The 20,799-nt window shown below is 50.3% G+C and carries 22 protein-coding genes; 6 read left to right on the top strand and 16 right to left on the bottom strand.

All coding sequences use genetic code 11. The annotated features are described in order from the left end of the window. Positions 1 to 6: 6 nt before the first annotated feature. The 7 genes from leuB to ilvB form a co-directional block, all read right to left on the bottom strand. Positions 7 to 1,086, bottom strand: a complete 1,080-nt coding sequence (leuB, locus tag AC0YN4_RS09450; protein WP_475781219.1) for a 3-isopropylmalate dehydrogenase — start codon at positions 1,084 to 1,086, stop codon at positions 7 to 9. A 222-nt stretch (positions 1,087 to 1,308) separates the two neighbouring features. Next, positions 1,309 to 1,968, bottom strand: coding sequence for a response regulator (locus AC0YN4_RS09445; RefSeq protein WP_475781218.1), 660 nt, complete (start codon positions 1,966 to 1,968; stop codon positions 1,309 to 1,311). Further along, positions 1,965 to 3,335, bottom strand: a complete 1,371-nt coding sequence (locus tag AC0YN4_RS09440) for a sensor histidine kinase (RefSeq protein ID WP_475835673.1) — start codon at positions 3,333 to 3,335, stop codon at positions 1,965 to 1,967. Before AC0YN4_RS09440 ends, AC0YN4_RS09445 begins: the two co-directional genes overlap by 4 nt. A 189-nt stretch (positions 3,336 to 3,524) precedes the next feature. After that, positions 3,525 to 5,069, bottom strand: coding sequence for a 2-isopropylmalate synthase (locus tag AC0YN4_RS09435; RefSeq protein ID WP_475781216.1), 1,545 nt, complete (start codon positions 5,067 to 5,069; stop codon positions 3,525 to 3,527). 190 nt (positions 5,070 to 5,259) lie between these two features. Continuing rightward, positions 5,260 to 6,252 carry a ketol-acid reductoisomerase gene (ilvC, locus tag AC0YN4_RS09430; RefSeq protein ID WP_475781215.1) on the bottom strand — a complete coding sequence of 331 codons (993 nt, stop codon included), beginning with the start codon at positions 6,250 to 6,252 and terminating at the stop codon, positions 5,260 to 5,262. Positions 6,253 to 6,431: 179 nt separating this feature from the next. After that, positions 6,432 to 6,920, bottom strand: a complete 489-nt coding sequence (ilvN, locus tag AC0YN4_RS09425; protein ID WP_475781214.1) for an acetolactate synthase small subunit — start codon at positions 6,918 to 6,920, stop codon at positions 6,432 to 6,434. Beyond that, positions 6,917 to 8,662, bottom strand: coding sequence for a biosynthetic-type acetolactate synthase large subunit (gene ilvB, locus AC0YN4_RS09420; RefSeq protein WP_475781213.1), 1,746 nt, complete (start codon positions 8,660 to 8,662; stop codon positions 6,917 to 6,919). The genes ilvN and ilvB overlap by 4 nt, the downstream gene beginning before the upstream one ends. Before the next feature lie 562 nt (positions 8,663 to 9,224). On the opposite strand from ilvB, the gene AC0YN4_RS09415 reads away from it, so the two are divergent. Beyond that, positions 9,225 to 9,674, top strand: coding sequence for a GNAT family N-acetyltransferase (locus AC0YN4_RS09415; protein WP_475781212.1), 450 nt, complete (start codon positions 9,225 to 9,227; stop codon positions 9,672 to 9,674). Between the two features lie 36 nt (positions 9,675 to 9,710). Here the strand turns inward: AC0YN4_RS09415 and AC0YN4_RS09410 are convergent, their stop codons facing one another. From AC0YN4_RS09410 to AC0YN4_RS09385, 6 genes are all read right to left on the bottom strand, one after another. After that, positions 9,711 to 10,133 (bottom strand): hypothetical protein, encoded by a 423-nt coding sequence (locus AC0YN4_RS09410; RefSeq protein ID WP_475835672.1) that lies wholly within the window; start codon positions 10,131 to 10,133, stop codon positions 9,711 to 9,713. Positions 10,134 to 10,333: 200 nt separating this feature from the next. Beyond that, positions 10,334 to 10,693, bottom strand: a complete 360-nt coding sequence (gene rplT, locus AC0YN4_RS09405; protein ID WP_475781210.1) for a 50S ribosomal protein L20 — start codon at positions 10,691 to 10,693, stop codon at positions 10,334 to 10,336. A 47-nt stretch (positions 10,694 to 10,740) separates the two neighbouring features. Next, a complete protein-coding gene (gene rpmI, locus AC0YN4_RS09400; protein ID WP_090576365.1) occupies positions 10,741 to 10,944 on the bottom strand; it encodes a 50S ribosomal protein L35 in 204 nt (67 codons plus the stop codon). A gap of 25 nt (positions 10,945 to 10,969) precedes the next feature. Further along, complete coding sequence (gene infC / locus AC0YN4_RS09395) at positions 10,970 to 11,512, bottom strand: translation initiation factor IF-3 (protein WP_475781869.1); 543 nt, start codon at positions 11,510 to 11,512, stop codon at positions 10,970 to 10,972. Positions 11,513 to 11,779: 267 nt separating this feature from the next. Next, positions 11,780 to 13,018, bottom strand: a complete 1,239-nt coding sequence (locus AC0YN4_RS09390; protein WP_475781209.1) for a glycosyltransferase family 2 protein — start codon at positions 13,016 to 13,018, stop codon at positions 11,780 to 11,782. A 310-nt stretch (positions 13,019 to 13,328) separates the two neighbouring features. Then, positions 13,329 to 14,507, bottom strand: a complete 1,179-nt coding sequence (locus AC0YN4_RS09385) for a glycosyltransferase family 4 protein (protein WP_475835671.1) — start codon at positions 14,505 to 14,507, stop codon at positions 13,329 to 13,331. A gap of 283 nt (positions 14,508 to 14,790) precedes the next feature. Between AC0YN4_RS09385 and AC0YN4_RS09380 the strand changes: the two genes are divergently transcribed. Next, positions 14,791 to 15,348 (top strand): phosphatase PAP2 family protein, encoded by a 558-nt coding sequence (locus tag AC0YN4_RS09380; RefSeq protein ID WP_475835670.1) that lies wholly within the window; start codon positions 14,791 to 14,793, stop codon positions 15,346 to 15,348. Here AC0YN4_RS09380 and trmB read toward each other — a convergent pair. Then, on the bottom strand, positions 15,267 to 16,052 hold the full coding sequence (gene trmB / locus AC0YN4_RS09375) for a tRNA (guanosine(46)-N7)-methyltransferase TrmB (protein ID WP_475781206.1): 786 nt from the start codon (positions 16,050 to 16,052) through the stop codon (positions 15,267 to 15,269). The two genes, AC0YN4_RS09380 and trmB, sit on opposite strands and share 82 nt — an antisense overlap. Before the next feature lie 192 nt (positions 16,053 to 16,244). Then, a complete protein-coding gene (locus AC0YN4_RS09370; RefSeq protein ID WP_475781205.1) occupies positions 16,245 to 16,430 on the bottom strand; it encodes a hypothetical protein in 186 nt (61 codons plus the stop codon). Between the two features lie 309 nt (positions 16,431 to 16,739). Between AC0YN4_RS09370 and mnmL the strand changes: the two genes are divergently transcribed. The 4 genes from mnmL to AC0YN4_RS09350 all read left to right on the top strand — a co-directional run bounded on the left by mnmL (position 16,740) and on the right by AC0YN4_RS09350 (position 19,771). Then, a complete protein-coding gene (gene mnmL, locus AC0YN4_RS09365; RefSeq protein ID WP_475781204.1) occupies positions 16,740 to 17,708 on the top strand; it encodes a tRNA modification radical SAM protein MnmL/YtqA in 969 nt (322 codons plus the stop codon). Between the two features lies 1 nt (position 17,709). After that, positions 17,710 to 18,279 (top strand): tRNA 5-(aminomethyl)-2-thiouridylate-methyltransferase MnmM, encoded by a 570-nt coding sequence (gene mnmM / locus AC0YN4_RS09360; RefSeq protein ID WP_475835669.1) that lies wholly within the window; start codon positions 17,710 to 17,712, stop codon positions 18,277 to 18,279. Positions 18,280 to 18,357: 78 nt separating this feature from the next. Further along, the gene (locus tag AC0YN4_RS09355) at positions 18,358 to 18,765 is read left to right on the top strand and encodes a VOC family protein (protein WP_475781202.1); all 408 of its coding nucleotides are present in this window, start codon (positions 18,358 to 18,360) and stop codon (positions 18,763 to 18,765) included. Between the two features lie 40 nt (positions 18,766 to 18,805). Next, complete coding sequence (locus AC0YN4_RS09350) at positions 18,806 to 19,771, top strand: type I phosphomannose isomerase catalytic subunit (RefSeq protein ID WP_475835668.1); 966 nt, start codon at positions 18,806 to 18,808, stop codon at positions 19,769 to 19,771. Between the two features lie 157 nt (positions 19,772 to 19,928). On the opposite strand, the gene AC0YN4_RS09345 is transcribed toward AC0YN4_RS09350, so the two are convergent. Next, complete coding sequence (locus AC0YN4_RS09345) at positions 19,929 to 20,777, bottom strand: hypothetical protein (protein WP_475835667.1); 849 nt, start codon at positions 20,775 to 20,777, stop codon at positions 19,929 to 19,931. Between the last annotated feature and the right edge of the window lie 22 nt (positions 20,778 to 20,799).

Genomic DNA, 20,799 nt, shown 5'->3' with positions numbered 1-20,799 from the left:
CCACTATTACTTCTTCAATGCCGCGATGATAAGGTCGCCCATTTCAACGGTACCGATTGCTTTGCTCTTATCGACTGCAATGTCACCTGTGCGGTGGCCAGCGTCCAGCACGGATTTAACTGCATCTTCGATAGCTTGTGCTGCTTCTGCGTAGCCAAACGTCAAACGGTACATCAGCGCAACCGAAAGGATTGTTGCGATCGGGTTCGAGATGCCTTGTCCGGCAATGTCAGGAGCGGAGCCGTGCACCGGCTCGTACAAGCCGAAGCTGCCTTCGCCTAGCGAAGCGGAGGAAAGCATACCGATGGAGCCGGTCAGCATCGCTGCCTCGTCACTGATAATATCTCCAAACATGTTCTCTGTTACGATAACGTCGAAGCTCGAAGGACGGCGAAGCAGCTGCATGGCGCAGTTGTCGACCAGCACGTGCTCAAGCTCTACATCCGGGTACTCAGGAGCAATCCGGTTTACTACTTCACGCCATAGACGGGATGTTTCAAGTACGTTAGCTTTATCTACCGACGCCAATTTCTTGCGGCGAGTTTGTGCGATTTCGAAGCCTTGGCGAGCGATACGTTCCACTTCTTGCACGTTGTAGACACAAGTATCTACAGCTTCTTCACCGTTAGCGCCTTCGCGGCGGAATTTCTCACCGAAGTAGATGCCGCCTGTCAGCTCGCGCACAACGATTAGGTCTGTGCCTTCAAGAACTTCCGGCTTCAGCGTAGAAGCTTCCATCAAGCAGTCGAATACATTAGCCGGGCGAATGTTCGAGAAGAGGCCCAGTGCTTTACGAATGCCGAGCAAGCCTGTTTCCGGGCGAAGCTCTTTGGAATTGTTATCCCATTTCGGGCCGCCAACTGCGCCAAGGAGAACGGCATCGGCATTTTTACAAATGTCGAGCGTTTCTTGCGGAAGCGGAGTACCTTTCTCGTCAATCGCGATACCGCCGAACAAACCATGTTCAAACTCGAACTGGAAGCCGAACAGCTCCTCTGTTTTCTTCATTACTTTAATCGCTTCGCCAACAACCTCCGGTCCAATTCCGTCACCGGCGATAACTGCAATCTTTTTCACGTCTGCCATGTCTGATTGACTCTCCCTTTTATTCAGGACTTGAGAAGAATAGTTGTCACCGACCTTGTGCGGCGCAGTAAGTTTCTTCTATCGTCGTCCTTTGATTATGATTCTCAGTCTACTCCTAGTTGTACCATAAGAAACCGACATTGACAAAGATATGAAAGCTATGACTTTTATAGGCTGAGCGAATAAGTCGTCAAATATGTACACGCAAACCAATCAGCTGGTTCAAAACAAATCATTATCTTTCGCTCGCTGCGCTGCTTCTTTGCTGCTCTTGCCGCCAAGCTTGCGCAGGATGTTATTCACATGGTTCTTCACTGTACGGAGCGAGAGGAATGATTTCTCTGCGATTTGCGTCTGGCTGTAGCCCTCGTGAATCATCGACAGCAGCTGAACCTCCGATGGAGTCAGCATCCGTTTGAACTTATCCGTTTCGTATTCGCGCTCGAGCTTCTTGAGCCGCCTGAACTCTTCGAGCATCAGCCTTGCCGCAGAGCCGTCGATTGCCGACCGATCCTCTGCCGCTTTGCGTACCGCGCTTGGAATGGAAGTGAAATCCGACTTCACCAAGTAATTGACCGCCCCTGCACGGAATGCCTCTACGACAAAAGCACGATCCTCCATCGAGGTAAGCATAATAACGCGCGCATTCGACGCGACAGACAGCTCCGCTGCCAGCCGTAAGCCCTCCGGACTGTCAGCAAGCATAATATCTAGCAGAATGACATCCGGATTCCTCTCTGCCACAACGGTGAGTGCCGCATCCGCATGATCGGCCTCGCCAACAACCTTCATATCAGGCTCACCGTTTAAATAGGCGATTAATCCTCTGCGCCAATCCGGATCGTCCTCGACCAGCACGATCGAAATTACTCCCTCGCTCATCTCTCTGCTCCTTTACCCCGTTTGACCGCTCTAAAATGAAACCGAACCACCGTGCCCACTCCCGCCTCGCTGCTGATCCGCAGCTCCCCGCCTTGGCGGCTCATCAGCTGGGCACAGTACGCCAGTCCCAGCCCGAAATTCATCGCTTTGCCACTCTTCGTCGTGAAGAACGGCTCAATCACTTTCCTCAGCTGCGAGCGCTCAATTCCTGCACCTGTATCGCTGATCTCAATCGTGCTGCCGCGCTTGCCGCCGATTACGGTGACGGATAAACTACCGCCGCCAGGCATCGCATCGATCGCATTTTGCAGTACATTATGTATCGCTTCCGACGTTTGCGCCGCATCTGCCATTGCCATTGCCGTCACCTGCTCGTCATAGTGCACGGTTACACCTATGCCGCGGCTGCTTGTTTGCTCCTCAAGCATCGCCAGTTGCCCGCGCACCAGCTCCGTCAGGCGAACCTCCTGCAGCTGCAGACGCAGCTCCTGCGTCCGTTCATGCACGCTGCGTATCATCGCCTCAATATGCCCGGCCGCTGTGCTGATGACGCTCAGATCGCTGCGCAGCTCCTCATTCGCTCCGGCTTCGCGGTTCATTTTATCGGTAAACAGTTTGATTTTCCCGATATCGTTCTTGATTGCATGATTCAGCATTGCCGTTCCGCTCGTAATTGCTCGCAGCGAGTAATTCAATTGCCTGCGCTCGATGAGCAGCTGAACACCAAGGAACCCGAAATTGAACAGAGCAAAGATGAAGATGACAAAAGCAATGCTGATTGGCCATACGTTATACCGCCAGAGTCCATATAGGCCGAACAATGGCATAATGAAATTCATCGTCAGTGCAATAAGTACAGCCGGCAGCACCGCGATTAACAGCACCGCATGAGCGCGGCGCTCCGCCGGGTGCACATGGGACTTTGTCAGCACCAGTAACACTCCGAGAAGAAAATACGGAATCGCCCAAATGGCGAGTATATTGTAATGCACGGGATACGACTCCGCTATTGGCAGCGCAAGCATGCCAATAGGCAGCACCGCTGCTATCACTGGTAATCTACGCGAGAGCATCACCGGTATACGATCCGAATTATAAGCTGCCCCGAAGCAGAGAAACCCGAAAGGCAATCCGTAGTAGCTTGTCCAGGAGCACGTACGTTGGATGATCCGAAGCACTTGCTCGCCTGCCGCATCGATATCTTGATTGGCCAGCATCGTCGTGATCCAGCCTTCCAGTACGGATGCCAGCGCTCCCATTCCCCCGCAAAAGGCGACTAAGCTGAGCCAGCGACCCGCAGCATTCCTCCGGTTAGCCGTAACTAACAGCACAGATGTAACCCATAACACAATCCACACGAACAGCATCTATTAGTGTTCCCCCAATCGGCACTGCGCGCGCATCCCAGTTACAGACCGAGGCGACTACCAATGTCGATTTTTCCTATAGTATAACATGGCTGCAGCTGATTGGTTTGCGTCCAACTGCGTCCCAACAACAAAAAACGCTCCGGCAGGCCATAATAACGGCCGCCGAAGCGTTGTTAAGTATCAACTCTAGATCAAGCTCATTTTGTCGCGTCTGCCAGGTGACTTCCGCTTCTCCACGAGACGGTTAAGTGCATCGATGTAAGCACGTGCGCTCGCTTCCAAAATATCCGTGCTAAGGCCGCGGCCTTGAGCGGATACTTCATCTTGCTTAAGCACAACATGCACTTCACCAAGCGCATCTTTACCATGCGAAACGGACTTGATGGAGTAGTCCTCCAGCTCCACGTTTTCTGTCGTCAATGCATCAATAGCGTTGTAAATCGCATCCACAGAACCGTTGCCTTCTGCGGATTGCTCTTTCACTTCGCCTTCTGCAGTGCGCACACGGATCGTTGCATTAGGTACGGATTTGTTGCTATAGCTGACTTCGATCGTCTCAAGCGAATACACCTCAGGCGTATCGGTGAGCTTCTCTTCCAGCATCGCGCGAATATCTTCGTCCATGACGTTCTTCTTCTTGTCCGCCAGGTCTTTGAATTTCGCGAAAGCGGTGTTTACTGCTTCGTCGTCAAGCTCGTAGCCTAGGTCAATCAGCTTCTCTCGGAACGCAGCGCGTCCGGAATGCTTGCCAAGCACAAGCTTGGAATCACGCAGACCGATTGAATCCGGAGAGATGATTTCGTATGTCGTTTTCTCTTTCAACATGCCATCCTGATGGATACCAGACTCATGCGCAAACGCATTCGCGCCTACGATGGCCTTGTTGCCAGGGACAACCATGCCCGTCAGTTTGCTCACGAGACGGCTTGTTTTTGCAATTTCCTTCAGGTTGAGCGTCGTTGTCGCACCGAAGTAATCCGCACGCGTAGCAAGTGCCATCGCAATCTCTTCGAGTGCCGTATTACCGGCGCGTTCGCCGATTCCGTTGATCGTACCCTCGATTTGATCCGCACCGTTAAGAATCGCTGCCAGTGCATTGGCTGTCGCCATGCCAAGATCGTCGTGACAGTGTGCGCTAAGCTGAATTTTCTCGATGCCCGGCACCTGCTCCTTGAGCGTCTTGAAGATATGACCATACTCGGACGGGTTCATATAGCCAACCGTATCCGGAATATTAACAACCGTTGCGCCTGCGCGAATCGCCATGTCCGTTACTTGACACAAGAAATCAAGCTCCGTACGGCCCGCATCCTCAGGCGAGAATTCGATTTTGCTAAAATATTGCTTCGCATAACGGATCGCACGCTCTGCTGTCTCCAGTACTTGATCCTTCTCCATACGCAGCTTGTGCTTGCGGTGAATTGGGCTCGTGGCAAGGAACAGATGCAGGCATGGATCTTGAGCGCCTTTCAGCGCTTCAGCAACCGCATCGATGTCCTGTTCGCGAGAACGCGCCAGGCCGATGACAGAAGCATTCTTGACGGCACGCGCAACGGCATTAACCGCTGCAAGATCGCCCGGGGACGCAGCCGGGAAGCCGGCTTCGATCCGATCGACACCGAGCTTCTCCAGTTGGTACGCAATCTCAACCTTTTCCTTCGTGTTGAGGTTAACGCCAGGAGATTGCTCGCCGTCACGAAGCGTCGTATCGAAAATATAGATTTTACGCATTAGCTACACCTCGGACTCAAGAATAATCCCGGATAGCGAAACGGCCCTGACGCCTCCAGTAGGAGACGCAGGGACCGGTCACTTTATCCGGGTATGCATATTTATACATTCAACCGCAGAATGCTACCTCCCAAAGAACCACCTGGAAGTCAAACCAATCTGCATAACCGGTTACGCGGATAATGCCTTATTATTTCTTGATCCAGTGCATCAATTCACGAAGTTGACCGCCGACCACTTCGATTGGGTGTTGAGCTTCGTTACGGCGAGTTGCCGTCATAAATGCATTGTTGGATTGGTTCTCCAAGATGAAGTCGCGAGCGAATTTACCTTGTTGGATATCTGTAAGAACGGCTTTCATAGCTTTCTTCGTCTCGTCAGTTACAATGCGAGGACCAGTTACATAGTCACCGTATTCAGCTGTGTTGGAGATGGAATCACGCATAGTGGAAAGGCCGCCTTCATACATCAGGTCAACGATAAGCTTCAGCTCATGCAGACACTCGAAGTATGCCATTTCCGGTGCATAACCTGCTTCAACAAGCGTTTCGAAGCCTGCTTTAACAAGTGCAGTTGCGCCGCCGCAAAGTACAGCTTGCTCGCCGAACAGATCTGTTTCTGTTTCTTCGCGGAACGAAGTTTCGATAACGCCTGCACGAGTACAGCCGATACCTTTTGCGTATGCAAGACCGATTGCTTTTGCGTTGCCTGTAGCATCTTGCTCGATTGCGATAAGACCAGGTACGCCAAAGCCTTCAACATAAGTACGACGAACCATGTGGCCCGGGGACTTAGGAGCAACCAGCAATACATCTGTGTCTTTACGAGCATTGATTTGGCCAAAGTGAACGTTGAAGCCGTGGGAGAACATCAAAGCAGCGCCATGTTTCAGGTTCGGCTCGATTTCTTCTTTGTAAACGCGAGCTTGCGTTTCGTCAGGCATCAAGATTTGAACAACATCAGCAAGTTTTACAGCTTCGCCAACGGACAATACTTCAAAGCCGTCGTTTTTAGCTTTCTCAGCAGATTTACCAGCGCGAAGGCCGATAATTACTTTCAGACCGCTGTCGCGAAGATTTTGTGCTTGAGCATGACCTTGGGAACCATAACCGATAACTGCGATTGTTTTGCCTTGCAGAACGCTTTGGTCTGCATCTTTCTCATAGTACAATGTAACTGCCATGTGAATGTTGCCTCCTTTAATTTAACCCTTTTGAGCGGGTGTTACAGAAGGGACTTGACCCGAGCATTTCGCTTTGTAAACAACCCCGGTTCCCTCGCTCTAACCCCCGCTCAAAAGCGGTGTTGACCTTATGATTTGGTCTGAAGATGTACGTGCTTGGGGCGTTACCTATGATCTAGTTATCTAGCGTTTCCACGGATCATTGCCGTCACACCTGTACGAGACAGCTCGCGAATGCCATAAGGCTTCAGCAGCTCGATCATCGCATCGATTTTCTCCGTATCGCCTACTACTTGCACCATCAGCGACGTTGTGCCGATATCGACAACAGCAGCACGGAAAGTTTCCACTACGCCGAGAATTTCAGGACGGGACGTTGGTTCCGCACTTACTTTAATAAGCGCAAGCTCGCGGCCAACCATCGGATTGGCGCTTAAGTCTACGACTTTAATAACGTCAATGAGCTTGTACAGCTGCTTGATGACTTGCTCAAGCATCTTGTCGTCGCCTGTAGTGACGATGACCATCCGGGACAAGCCGGTTTCCTCGCTCGTCCCTACTGTGATGCTTTCAATATTGAAGCCACGGCGTCCAAACAAACCGGAAACGCGCTGAAGGACGCCTGGCTGATCGTTTACGAGAACTGCTACCGTATGTCTCTTCATCATTCGGAATCCCCCATTAGCATTTGGTCAATTGTGGAGCCTTGTGTAACCATCGGATACACATTCTCATGTTTGCGAACGACAAACTCCACTACTGCCGGTCCCGGATGATTCATCGCTTCTTGCCAAACGGCACGTGCATCTTCTTTATTAGAAGCGCGGAATCCGCGTACGCCGTAAGCATCAGCCAATTTCACGAAGTCAGGGCTGCCTGAGAGATCGATGTGGCTGTAACGGTTGTCATAGATCAGCTCTTGCCACTGACGAACCATGCCTAACACCTGGTTGTTAATGATAACGACTTTTACCGGAATGTTGTTGATGGCACAAATCGCAAGCTCTTGCGCGCACATCTGCATACCGCCGTCACCATTAATTGAGATAACAAGACGGTCCGGATTCGCCATTTGGGCACCGATTGCCGATGGGAAACCAAAGCCCATCGTACCTAATCCGCCGGAAGTTACCCACGAGCGCGGCTGATTGAATTTGTAGTACTGTGCTGCCCACATTTGGTGCTGGCCAACGTCAGTCGTTACAATCGCTTCGCCCTTCGACTCTTCGTAGAGCATCTCGATAACCCATTGCGGTTTCAGCTCTTCTTCGGAATCTGTGTAGCTGTAAGGTACTTCCTTACAGGAAGCTGCAAGCTTCGCACGCCATGCATCAGCTTTCTCCGCATATTTCACTTCTTTGTTTGCGATTTGAAGTACAGTCTTTACATCACCAACAATCGGAATGTCCGTCGGAACGTTCTTGCCGATTTCCGCCGGATCGATATCGATGTGAACGATCTTCGCCAGCGGCGCGAAGCCGGACAATTTGCCCGTTACGCGATCATCGAAGCGTGCTCCGATATTGATTAGCAAATCCGCCGATTGAATGGCTGTATTAGCTGTGTAGGTACCGTGCATGCCCGGCATGCCGAGCCATAGCTCGTTACCGCTTGGGAATGCGCCTAGTCCGAGCAATGTCGTCGTAATCGGAATACCTGATTTCGTAATGAACTCGAGCAATTCCTCATGACCGCCGGAGTAAACAACGCCGCCGCCTGCCAATACGATCGGACGTTCAGCTTCCGTGATCGCTTTAATCATCTTGTCAACTTGCAGTTTATTCGGCGTCACCGTTGGGTTGTAGCCGCGGATGCTCACTTCCGTTACCGGCTCGAACAACGCAAGCTCGGCGGAAACATCCTTCGGAATATCGATCAATACTGGACCTTTACGGCCGGTATTGGCGATGTGGAACGCTTCATGAATGATACGAGGCAAATCAGCAGCCTTGCGCACCAGATAGCTATGTTTCGTAATCGGCATCGTAATGCCGGTAATGTCAGCCTCTTGGAAAGCATCCGTACCGATAAGTGAAGTCGCTACGTTGCCGGTAATGACGACAAGCGGCACCGAGTCCATATACGCAGTTGCGATTCCTGTGACGAGATTCGTAGCTCCCGGTCCTGATGTTGCGATACATACGCCAACTTTTCCGCTAGACCGCGCATAGCCGTCGGCCGCATGAATGGCGCCTTGCTCGTGACGGGTCAGCAGATGCTGAAAATCCGAAAATCCGTGCATGGCATCATAAATGTACAACACAGCTCCGCCTGGATAGCCGAACACACACTCCACATCCTCGAGCACCAAGCTGCGAAGCAAAATTTCTGAGCCGGTAATAACCTCCGGTTTTCTCAGGTTTTCCTTAATTTCTTCTTTTGACCTTAACGTTGCATGTTGAGCGACCATTAAGTCGTCCTCCCTTCCTAGGTGAAACGAGTTGGAATTGTAGAAAAACAAAAAAACCTTTCGTTCCCAGACGTCTATTGCGTCTAGGGACGAAAGGTTTAGCTTCCGTGGTACCACCCAAATATGTTATACGCCTCACAGCGCATAACCTCATGAGGTAAGAACGAACCATCGTTCATTACCTTGGCACAATAACGTGTGCCTTACGATTTCCCCTAATACGATCAATCATGATCTTTTCAGGGAAACAGCTCCGAGGTGAGCTCGTTGGAAAGGGGTATTGGCGTCGGTTTCAGCAGATCCGATCGCTCTCTGGAGCAAAAGAGCCCTTAACACTTCGTCCTCTTCATAGCCGTTTACTTATTAGCTTATCGTTTATTATATGCTCCCCAATTTCATTCGTCAAGGACTTGCGCCAGCATAATTATAAAAAGTTATGTATACGCCATTCTTAGGCGCGCCGCTCCGCTATTTGCTACATAAGATGAAGAATCATGCGCCAAGGTGAAACGGCTGACGCGCAAACTTAATCATCTATAAATTCCGGAAAGCAGGATGTCCTATGATTCGAGCAAGACGAGCACGCACGGATGACGAGGAGATCATCCGTCTGATCAAAACCGAGCTCATACCGCTTTCGTATACAGCTTCGCCCAGAGATGCGCAAACCATTCGCGAGCTGCCCAAACGTCTAAGCGACGGAGTCTCGCTTGTTTATTCCCGGTCAAAAAGAAGCATACCGCTTGGAGTCATTCATTACTATACGCGCGGCGACATGCTCCTCTTCGATATGCTCGTCGTCCATCCGCAGCATCGCGGTAAGCAGATCGGCACGCTTCTTATATCCAAAGCGGAAACAAACGCCAAAGAAAAGGGCTGCAGCTACGCCAGGCTGTTCGTCGATCACGGAAATCCAAAAGCCCAGCGGCTCTATTCGAGGCTGGGCTATCAGACCGTCCGTTTCATTCATCAGGTTCGCTGCTACGAGATGGTTAAATCATTAGTAACTTAATTCGCTGGTTAAGACAGACATGAATCATGGGTGCGATTAGTAGTATGGCGTGTTATTGTAACCGGCAATAGGCTGGCAGTCGCAGCCTGGTCCGCCGAAGCCTGGTCCGCCGAAGCCCGGACCACCGAAGCCTGGGCCACCGAAGCCTGGTCCGCCAAAGCCTGGTCCACCGAAGCCCGGTCCGTAGCCCGGTCCGCCGAAGCCGCCGCCCCAGCCAAAGCCGCCTCCGGCAAATAGACCGATTGCTAGCAGATCGAATAATACAAGTGCTATGATCGCTCTTGTTTGAACCTCTTTACCATTGCTAAGCGGCATAAGCTGCAATTGATTGTGATGGGCGCGAACGAGTTTGCCGGTGACAACAGAACCGTCTTTGCGAACCGCATAGACCGTTTTGCCGACCATCTTCTGAACTTGTTCTTTCGTAACGCGTTGCATAAGGATTTCCCTCCTCGACATAGCTTACAATGCATGTGATTTGCCTCCGCCGACAAATGCTCATAGAGGATATTTATCTCGGAAGTATAAACGGCGTTGTCCTATACTCTATTCACTAGCATCCTCATGCGATTGTACCGCTGTCCATATCGATCAAAACAAAAAAAGCGCCTTTCCGCAGAGCGGAAGAGCGCTTTTATCATAAAACGGTAATCCGAAGACTACGCGTTTACTTTTTGTTTTGCAAGGTTTGCAAACGTGTTGAACGAGTTGATGTCGTTAACTGCAAGATCAGCAAGCATTTTGCGGTTTACTTCGATACCAGCAAGTTTCAAACCGTACATGAATTTGCTGTAGGACAGGCCATTCAGACGAGCTGCTGCATTGATACGAACGATCCACAGTTTGCGGATGTCACGTTTGTGTTGACGACGGTCACGGTAAGCGTAAAGCAAGGATTTCATTACTTGCTCTTTCGCTGTTTTAAACAGGCGATGCTTTGAACCGAAATAACCTTTTGCTAGCTTCAAAATTCTTTTACGACGACGTGCGCGGACGAATCCGCCTTTAACTCTTGCCATGAGTAGAAACCTCCCGAGTAATAGTTATACGAATTAGATCGATCTAATTAACCTTTGATGTTTGCTAGGCCTTGTTGCAGACGTTTGAAATCGCCTTTAGCCAGGTTTGGTTGAGTGTTCAGTACACGCTTCTGACGGGACGATTTGCCGGAAAGAAGGTGGTTTTTGTACGCTTTATAGCGAATTACTTTACCAGTACCCGTAATTTTGAAACGATCTTTCAAGCTGCTGTGAGTTTTCATTTTAGGCATGTTGGTGTATCCTCCTCAAAGAATGTTAGTTAACCTGTTTCGGTGCCAAAATCATAATCATGCTGCGGCCCTCAAGCTTAGGAAGACGCTCCATGACGCACAGATCAGCAACCTCTGTTGCAAGCCGATCAAGAATCTTCTGACCGACAGAAGCATGTGTAATTTCACGTCCGCGGAAACGAACCGAACATTTCACTTTATCGCCTTCACCCAGAAACTTTACAACATTGCGGAATTTCGTTTGGTAATCGTTCTCGTCGATGTTAGCACGGAACCAAACTTCCTTCGTGTCTACAATCTTCTGATTCTTGCGAGCTTCTTTTTCTTTCTTTTGCTGCTCATAACGGAATTTGCCATAGTCCATAATCCGGCACACCGGCGGTTTCGCTGTCGGTGCAACGTTCACTAGGTCCAAGTTCAAATCGATTGCCAATTGCAGTGCCTCGCGGAATTGCTTGATGCCTAGTTGTTCGCCTTCAGCACCGACTACACGCACTTCTCTGGCCCGAATTTCATCGTTGATTTGATGTTCCCTGCTAATAACCTGCCACCTCCAAAAATTATGAATCACGCAAGCAAAAATCAAAAAATGCGGATCCGCTCGGGACCCGCATTCCAATAATCAAGATTGTTGGCTGTTCAAGCAGCTGTTAAGCTGTAGCCTGTTCAATCATCGATCGCGAACCATTCGGCCATCGCCGAGTAGGTGAGAAGCGGGTGCCTCTACTTGTGCGTATACATGTTTAAGTTACTGTAAGACATGTTACTGAAATACTATAGCATAGCCTATTCAGGAATGTCAACCATCGATTGACGAGGCTGCCCTAGAAGCTCATTAAACCTGTTTGCTCTGCACTTCTTCCAAGCGAAGTACACGCGTATGCTGCGTATGGCTCCATTGCTTGTTGTTTTGCGTGAAGAACGCGTAGCATGTAATCGGCAGCCAGGAAAGCTGGAAGAAAATCATCGAGAACAGATGTGCATACATCTTCCCAGAGCGGATGCCTTCAAGCATCATAACGAGCGGGAACATGACTACTGTAGCCGCAATCGCAACACCTGCTACCCAATACGGCATGTAGTAGTAGATGGATGAAAAAGCATTCTTCGCCGGGATGATATTATCCATCCAGAGCAGCGCAGTAACCAGGAAGCCGATAAAGGTGTTGTACACCGAGATGGAGTACAGCGCCGCATCGAACTTCACGAAGCTGCGTTCTTTGATACTTGCCCATAGCAGCGGGAAGAAATAACTGCGAGCTACGGTAAAGTGACCTTGCATCCAGCGCAGACGCTGTCTGGAAGAAGCTTTGAAGCTAAGCGGCTTCTCGTCGTATACTTTGGCATCGTAATTCAAGACCGGATGAATGCCGCGTTTCACGCAGCGCATCGAGAACTCCAAGTCCTCAACGAGACTTGTTGCACCCCAGCCCATTTCCTTCATGAGCGCGGTATCAAAGCACATGCCCGTGCCGCCAAGATAGTTGGCCATGTTCAAGTTTCTGCGGGACAGCTGCCACAACCGGTTGCAATACCAGTATGTGATCGCATAAGACGCCGTAACCCAAGAATCCGTCGGGTTCTTCGTATCCAAGTAGCCTTGGATAACCTTGTGGCCTTCGCATAAATCATTGTTCATATGAATCAAGAAGTCATTGCCGACCAAGTTATCTGCGTCGAACATCACGATGGCATCGTACTGACGGGGCATGGCCCACAATTCCTTCAGCATCCATTCGATCGCATGGCCTTTGCCGCGCAGATGCGGGTTCTTACGCTCGCATGCCTGCACGCCATAGCTGCGGACGATCTCTGCCGTGTTGTCCGTGCAGTTGTCGCAAATGACGAAGATATCGTAAAGTTCCTTCGGATAATCCAGCTTTTTTAAATTTTCAACAAGCGCTCCGACTACCTGTGCTTCATTGTGTGCAGCGACCAGAACGGCAAAGGATTTCTGAGGTGCATGCTTCACTTCCTTACGTTTCCTTACAATACCGAACAGGGAAATGCTGAATTGATACAAACCGACAAAAGCCAAAAAGATTTGAAACATAATAATGATTGTATTAACCATTATTCTTTACTACCCCCTTGAGACCCCATTTTTATATTCTCTCTAGTTTTGTTTGATCTCGCTGTCAGTGAATCGCGGCAGTTCTTTTTGTTTATTCCGCAACCCTACTGATTCTCCACACATTGTGTCCATTTGTCAAAAGTAGAAAATGTCGCTTAACCGCCAAGAAGTCGAAGAAAAGCGCTTGCATTGGGTGCTGACAGGACTGATACCTTGTTTTCGTCCGTCTCACCCTTATTTTCAGCCATTTACGATAAAAACATGTTTCTTTTTCAATAAACGTATAGAACTGGCAAAGGTTTCATGTAAATTATCCCCTAGTGTGACGATTTGTTGAACTCGGGACTTCGCTTTCCGCTTGCCGGAACCTCATGAGAAGTTCTTCAAAGATGGCATCCCAGGATTGTCTTAGGCTATGTGCCAACCCCCTCGCTGTGAAACGCTTGCGAAGCTCCGGGTTTCGGTACATGCGTTCCAGCGCTGCACTGAAGGCGTTCACATTGCCGGCCTCGCACCTCAAACCACTCCACTCGTGGACAACCGTGTCCACCACACCTCCCGTATCTGCACAGATGACAGGCGTACCGCAAGCCATCGCTTCCAATACGACATTGCCGAAGGTTTCGGTAGGTGACGGAAACAGCATGACATCCGCTGCTGCATACCATTGTTGAAGCGCAGGCATCGCAGTAAACCCAAGAAAGCAAGTCGAAATCCCTTCACGCACAGCTTGCTGCTTCAAGGTATTCATGGATGGACCGTCGCCGGCTATAACGAAAACGGCGTCTTTGCACACCTCTCGTTGAAACTTTGCAAATGCGGCAATCGCACAATCCACGTTTTTTTCAGGAGCCAGTCTGCCTACATAAAGCACGATGAAGCGATCCTTCGGTATTTGATACTGCGCCAGAAGTGCGGCTTTATCCACATTCGGATGAAAGCTCTTCGTATCCATACCTCGCGTCCAAACGGCTAGACGATGCTCATCCCACCCCCGTCCCTTCAGCTCAAGAAGCGTCGATGCGGAGGGTACGAAAATGAACCTGCATTCCTGGTGAAACCATTCCATATACCTCCATAACATCTTAACCATCCAACGGGTATTGTAAAACGCCAAATAGCGGTCAAAATGTGTATGATAGGATGCAACCAGCGGTATTCGGTGTTTATGCGCATAATGAATGCCGCAAAGCCCAAGATTGAACGGGGTCGCAACATGAATAAGTGTAGGCCTGAACGCTTGCAAGGTGCGATTGATATGAATCGGATTTGGCAATGCCAGGCGGCATTCGGGATAGAGGAAGAAAGGCATGCTGGCAAACCGAGTAACCATAGGTTGAGGTTCTTCATGCGCGGCGGCTGCAGGCTGTGGAGCGAAAACAAGACATGGAATATCGCGGCGGCGCAGGTACTGCTCCCACCGTTCAAGCGTTCGTGCCACTCCGTTAACCTCAGGAGTGAAAGTATCCGTAAATAATGCAAGACGCATCGGTCATCGCCTCCATCTGCTAGAACCGCCTTAGATGCGCGGCCAGCTTGTGGAGCCAGTTTACATGAGTTGTATTTCCAGTGTATTAATGGCAAATGAAGAGTGAGTGAAGAAGCATTCGCCATGTATCCTTCATAAACATGTATCCTTCATAATCGGTTATTTATTTGTTAATACCGCAGAAACAATTCCAACCTATACTTGATTTGCAGGTGGCAAGTGATCGGTGGCTTGCAGCTGATGAATAGGCGTGACATTTGCATACAACCAGGAGGGGATTCATGTGGTTAATGTCGTGTTCTGGGCTTTAACACAGGAGCAACGCTTATTATTATGGGCAAATCGCAGATCGGCGCACAGAGCTGTCAATCGCTTGTTAGGAGGATGGCTGGGGACGATTACCCATGCAGGCGGGGCAACGTTCACGTTACTGACTGCTTTGCTTTGCGGATTGTCCGCGCCTGGCGTATGGGGTACCGCCGGCTGGCAAGCTTTCGCAGCCATCATTATCAGTCATATACCCGTTGCCATCATGAAACGTAAGTTCAGCAGACTTCGCCCTTATCAAGCACTTAGCAGTGTGCATGTATGCAAAAAACCGCTGCGCGACTCCTCGTTTCCTTCGGGTCACACAACGGCTATATTCGCTTGGCTCTTGCCTTGGCTCGTGACGGAAACCGCTATGCTGCCGATCATTCTTCCTGCAGCAATCATCCTCGGTGTATCCGTTGGCTGGTCAAGAATGTATCTCGGTCTCCATTACCCTTCCGATATTGCGGCAGGTGCGGTAATTGGCTCGTCTGTATCATTATCCGTTTCCGCAGCTTGGTCACTCTTCTGAGCAGCAGCAAGCTTAGCCTCTCTATGAGCCGCAATCGCCTTCTCACCGATCACCACTTCGACGCGGTGAATATTATTGCCCTTCTCAACGAACTTGGCTTCATATTCCGTCAGCACAAGATCATCGCGCAGCGTTTCTTTATGAAGATGCAGTGAAATATTACGCATATGCAGTTCCATATCCGCGAAGCTGTTAAGCGAGAATTCGAATAGCAGCTGCGAATCGGTCTTGAAATGAATTTCGCCGTATTCGTTTAGAATCTCCATATACTTCTTCACGAAGCGCGGGTGCGTCAGTCTTCTGCGCCCGTGCTTTGCTTTGGGCCATGGATCGCTAAAATTCAAGTGGATGCGCTGGATTTCCCCTGGTGCAAACATCTCTTCAATTCCTTCAATATTCGCACGCAGCAGTGCCAAATTCGGCGGCTGTGTAACGCCTTCCTTCTCCCATGCCAAACGCGCTTTATCACTTGCACGGCGGATCAACTCATCGTACATGTCCACGCCGATGTAATTAATATGAGGATTCCGAACGCTCATATCGCTGATAAACCGGCCTTTTCCCATGCCAAGCTCAACATAAATCGGGTTATCGTTGCCGAAAAATTCGCGCCAGCGTCCTTTATGAGGCGCTGCATCCAGCACCACCAGCTCCGGCTGTGCTTCCAAGCTCTCCAATATTCCTTTTCTTCCTCTAAGACGCATAATAATTGATTCCTCCACTATCGCTAAATGCTGAACGAGCATCGTTCAATCTATAAACTTATTCTGCCCGAATTCCGCATCACTTGTAAAGTCTACGGTAATGCAGGCCTTTGCCAGTTATTGTGCATATAAAAAGCCGAGGGCACAGTTAGCGCCTTCGGCTGAGGTTGTTTCTGATGCGAATAGCAGAGTTTAGTTGAGCAATTGGTTCTGAGCAGTCTCTTGCGACTCCAAGATGTCATGCAGCTTCTTCCGGGCGGAAACCTCAACATTATGATTACCGTAAAAACGGATCCCTGCGAGCGACATTAATTCTTTTCTCGTTAATTCGACCGTAACTTTCTCGTCACCATGTGGAATTTTAACTTGTGAATCCATTCCTCATCACCTCAACTTGATTATTTTCAAGCACATTTCCAGAAAATCGACCTGCTATGACAAGTGGTTGGAAGAGGGTTAAATGTGGTGTTTTTGCTGTTCTGTCGCACTTTTAATATAACACTTCATGTTAGGTTTAGCAAGCCCTTTTCTAATCTTTTTTACAGCATCGCGCCTATTTTGAAACCGTTTTTTTGGATCTAATGAAGTGCGATTAGGTGGCCGTTTACTGCCTCAACGTAGCGTTTTGTCTCTTTTTTCGTTATGATTGGGGATATAAGATTTCATAAAAGCAAGAGGAGCCTACCCATGAAAGTTCAAACTCAGCCGGATGTCGACTCCCTACAGCCTAGCCTGTGGAGCGACAAAAGGTTTCATACATGGAATTACGAAATGCGAGAGCAATTCGGGAGCAAAGTATTCAAGGTCATGCTGGATGCCGGATTTACCTGCCCGAATCGGGACGGGAAGATCGCTACAGGCGGCTGTACTTTCTGCAGCGCGAGAGGTTCAGGTGATTTTGCGGGCAGCCGCAGAGACGACTTAGTGACCCAATTCAATAAGATCCGAGATTTGCAGCATCTGAAATGGCCGGAAGCGCAATATATCGGGTATTTCCAAGCGTATACGAATACGTATGCGCCGGTAGAAGAGCTGAGGGAATATTACGAAGCCATCCTCGTTCAGCCCGGTGTTGTCGGCTTGTCCATTGCAACGCGGCCGGACTGTTTGCCGGATGACGTTGTCGATTATTTGGCCGAGCTGAATGAGCGGACTTATCTGTGGGTCGAGATGGGACTCCAAACGATCCATGAGTCCACTTCCACCTTGATTAACCGCGCTCACGACACAGCCTGCTATGAAGATGCTGTCAAGCGTCTTCGGGCACGCGGCATTCGCGTTTGCGCGCATATTATTTATGGCCTGCCTCAGGAAACGCATGAAATGATGCTTGATACCGGCAGAGCTGTGGCCGCCATGGATGTGCAGGGGATCAAAATTCACCTGCTTCATCTTATGCGCAAGACGCCGATGGTCAAGCAATATGAAGCAGGCCTGCTCCGCTTCCTGGATCAAGATGAATATGTGAAGCTGATCGTTGACACGCTGGAGCTGCTGCCGCCGGAGATGATCGTTCACCGGCTTACGGGCGACGCGCCTCGCGATCTGCTGATCGGTCCGATGTGGAGTCTTAAGAAATGGGAAGTGCTGAATGCGATCGACCGCGAGCTAACCACCCGCAACACCTGGCAAGGCCGCTTGTGGGAGGCGCAGTAGAATGGGGTTCCTGAGCGTACTCAGCATGGCTCACAAGCTCGTGAAGGAACGAGTGACACCAGGCGACATCGTCATAGACGCGACCTGCGGCAACGGCATAGACACGCTGTTTCTGTCGGGGCTGGTTGGCCCCCGGGGAAGCGTCTATGCCTTCGACATCCAGGAGGAAGCACTGGAACGAACGCGGCAGCGATTGAACGACAGTGCAGCAGATGCGGCGCTAAACCTCGTTCATGCGAGTCATGCCGATATGGTGGCGCATATCTCCGCCGAGGCATGCGGGCAGGCAGCCGCCGTTATGTTTAACCTCGGCTACCTGCCCGGCGCGGATCAGTCCGTGATCACGACTCCTGATGGCACGCTGGCCGCTCTGGAGGCCGCTCTCTCGGTCCTTCGGCCTTCCGGCATCGTAACCGTCGTGCTTTATCCAGGTCACCCCGGCGGCGCCGAGGAAGCCGAAGCTGCCGTGCAATGGGCTTCCTCACTGCCTCAGTCGCTTGCGCAAACGGTACTGTATCGTATGGCACAGAAACCTGAGGCACCTTATTTGCTTGCAATCGAGAAACGGTAGTGTAGTCTTCGTTGTGGGACAAGCTGGCTTCTTGAAGAAGAAATCCTGAATAGCTAAATTATGAGGAGGTAATTATTCATGGCAGTTCGTAAACTTGAGCATGTAGGCATTATGGTATCTGATTTGGAGAAATCGATCGCATTCTATACCGAGATTGTTGGTTTGAAGTACCTGTACACGTTAAACCATTCCAACAATGTCATCCGCCTTGCTTTCCTTTCCGGCACAGATGGCGGTGAGTCCGAGGTCGAGCTGATCGAAGGTTACAACGGTCAATTGTCAGATGAAGGACGCACGCATCATGTGGCATTCACTGTAGACGATGTGGACGCTGAATTTAAGCGCATCACGGATCTTGGCGTTCCGCTGAAAGATACCGAAATTACAATGCTGCCGAATGGCGCACGTTATTTCTTCTTCTATGGCCCGGATGGCGAATTCTTAGAAATGTTCCAACCTGCTGCACAACCGCAAGTCTTATTGTAGTTTGAGGAAACCAGGAAGTTTAGACAGAGGAGTGATTGAATTGACACAGACTTACCCCTTGCAATTTAAACCCGAAATGAAAGAACGGATCTGGGGCGGCCGCGCACTGGAGCAATTCGGCCTTGAACTGCCGGAAGGCGCTATCGGCGAAGGCTGGATGATCGGCGATCATCCGAACGGCACGACCAAAGTCATGAACGGCGCACTCGCCGGACTTGGATTGGATGATATTCGCGAGAAATACGGCCGTGAATATTTCGGTACGAAAGGCTACGCCGAGAACGGTCGTTTCCCGCTTCTGATCAAGCTGCTGGATTGCAATGATGATCTGTCCATTCAAGTGCATCCTACCGATGCTTACGAAGGACTGCCTGAAGGCGAGCTTGGCAAAACCGAAATGTGGTACATACTGGCTGCAGAGCCCGGCGCCAAAATCATCTACGGCCTCAAAGAAGGCGTCGATCGCGCTGCCCTCGCTGCTGCAATTGAAGAAGGCCGCGTCATGGATTGCCTGCAAGAAGTACCGGTTGAAGCCGGAGATGCGTTCTACATTCCGGCCGGCACGGTTCACGCGCTGTGCGCAGGCGTTGTAGTCGCTGAAATTCAGCAAAACTCCGACACTACTTACCGCGTGTTTGACTACAATCGTCCGGGTCTGGACGGCAAGCTTCGTGAGCTGCATGTGGAAGACTCCCTCAATGTTACCGCTTATGAGGGCGCTGGCGCGAGCCGCATGAAGACCGATGCGATCGGCGACAATGAATGGCTCACTATTGCAGAGTCCCCTTATTTTGTCGTTGAGAAAGGTCTTGTACGCGCTCCTTGGAAATTGACAACGACACCTGAATCTTTTGTCATTATTGTTATTGCAGAAGGAGCTGGCTCGCTGAGCTGGGATGGCGGCACACAAGCCGTTAAAGCCGGCGAATGCTTCTTGCTTCCCGCTAGCCTTGGCAGCTACGAGCTGGACGGCAGCATGACCGTTCTGCGCAGCGTTACGCCTTAATACGAACAAACAAACGAAGAAGCCCTCTCAAAAGTGTGCAAGACGACTTTTGAGAGGGCTTCTTAATGACTAGAGCTACGGCACATTCCAAGCTAAAAATGCTGCTTCATGTACGGAGGTGCGCGCCTCCAAAATACATCGAGGTAAAATGCTGCTTTTACACCTTAATCACAAACGGAGCAACGAGCACCTTCCCCTTATATTGAAATTGCGCCCATAGCTTATACTTGCCCGCCTTGGGGAACTGCGTATGGAACATCACACTCGAACCAGAGTCAGCGCTCATTTCAGATACGGCATGCACATGCAAATACTGCGTGGCACTCTCGTCCAGAATGACGCAATGTCCCGCTGTTCCCAGATAGGGCTCCAGCTTTATGGACTCTCCTGTAGCGGCATCCTTCAACGTAAAGTTGAGCATCGCCATCTCCCCTGCCTTCATTTCCTTCAAGTCAGGCATTCCGCTGAGAGTAACCTCTACGCCGGAAACGATCGTTTGCATGGGCTCGCTTACGGAAAGCTTCTCACTTGCCGGCTCCGCACCGCCAACCGTGATCCATTTCTTATATACCGTGAGCCCGGCGTCATCCGGCATAAATTCCGAAATAAGCAGAAACCGACCGCCATGCGGAAAGCTCAGCTTTACTTTGAATTTCCCCTGGCCCTCTTGAACCGGATGAACATGTGAGAACGTGGATAAGTCAGAGCTGACTACGATCAGATGCATCAGCTTTGTCATATCTTCTGTAAAACGCTCGACCGGCACACCTGACGGATCAAGCACCTGCAGCTCTAATTCAATCTCTCGCCCGCTCTGGGCCGACTTCTCCTCCGCTACGATCACTTTATATCCCCGGTCAGATACGTTAGTCATTTGATCCTGCTGCAAATAGTGAAGCAGTCCTCTGGTTGGGGGATCGATCTCCACATTGCGAAGCGGTTTGGCTGTACAGCCGCCCAAGAGAAGCGCTGCTAAACCGACAATAACCAGACATCTTAATCTCAAACTCTTGAGCTGCATCCGATTT

Source organism: Paenibacillus sp. J22R3 (genome assembly GCF_056269305.1).
This window is presented reverse-complemented; position numbering and strand designations above follow the sequence as displayed.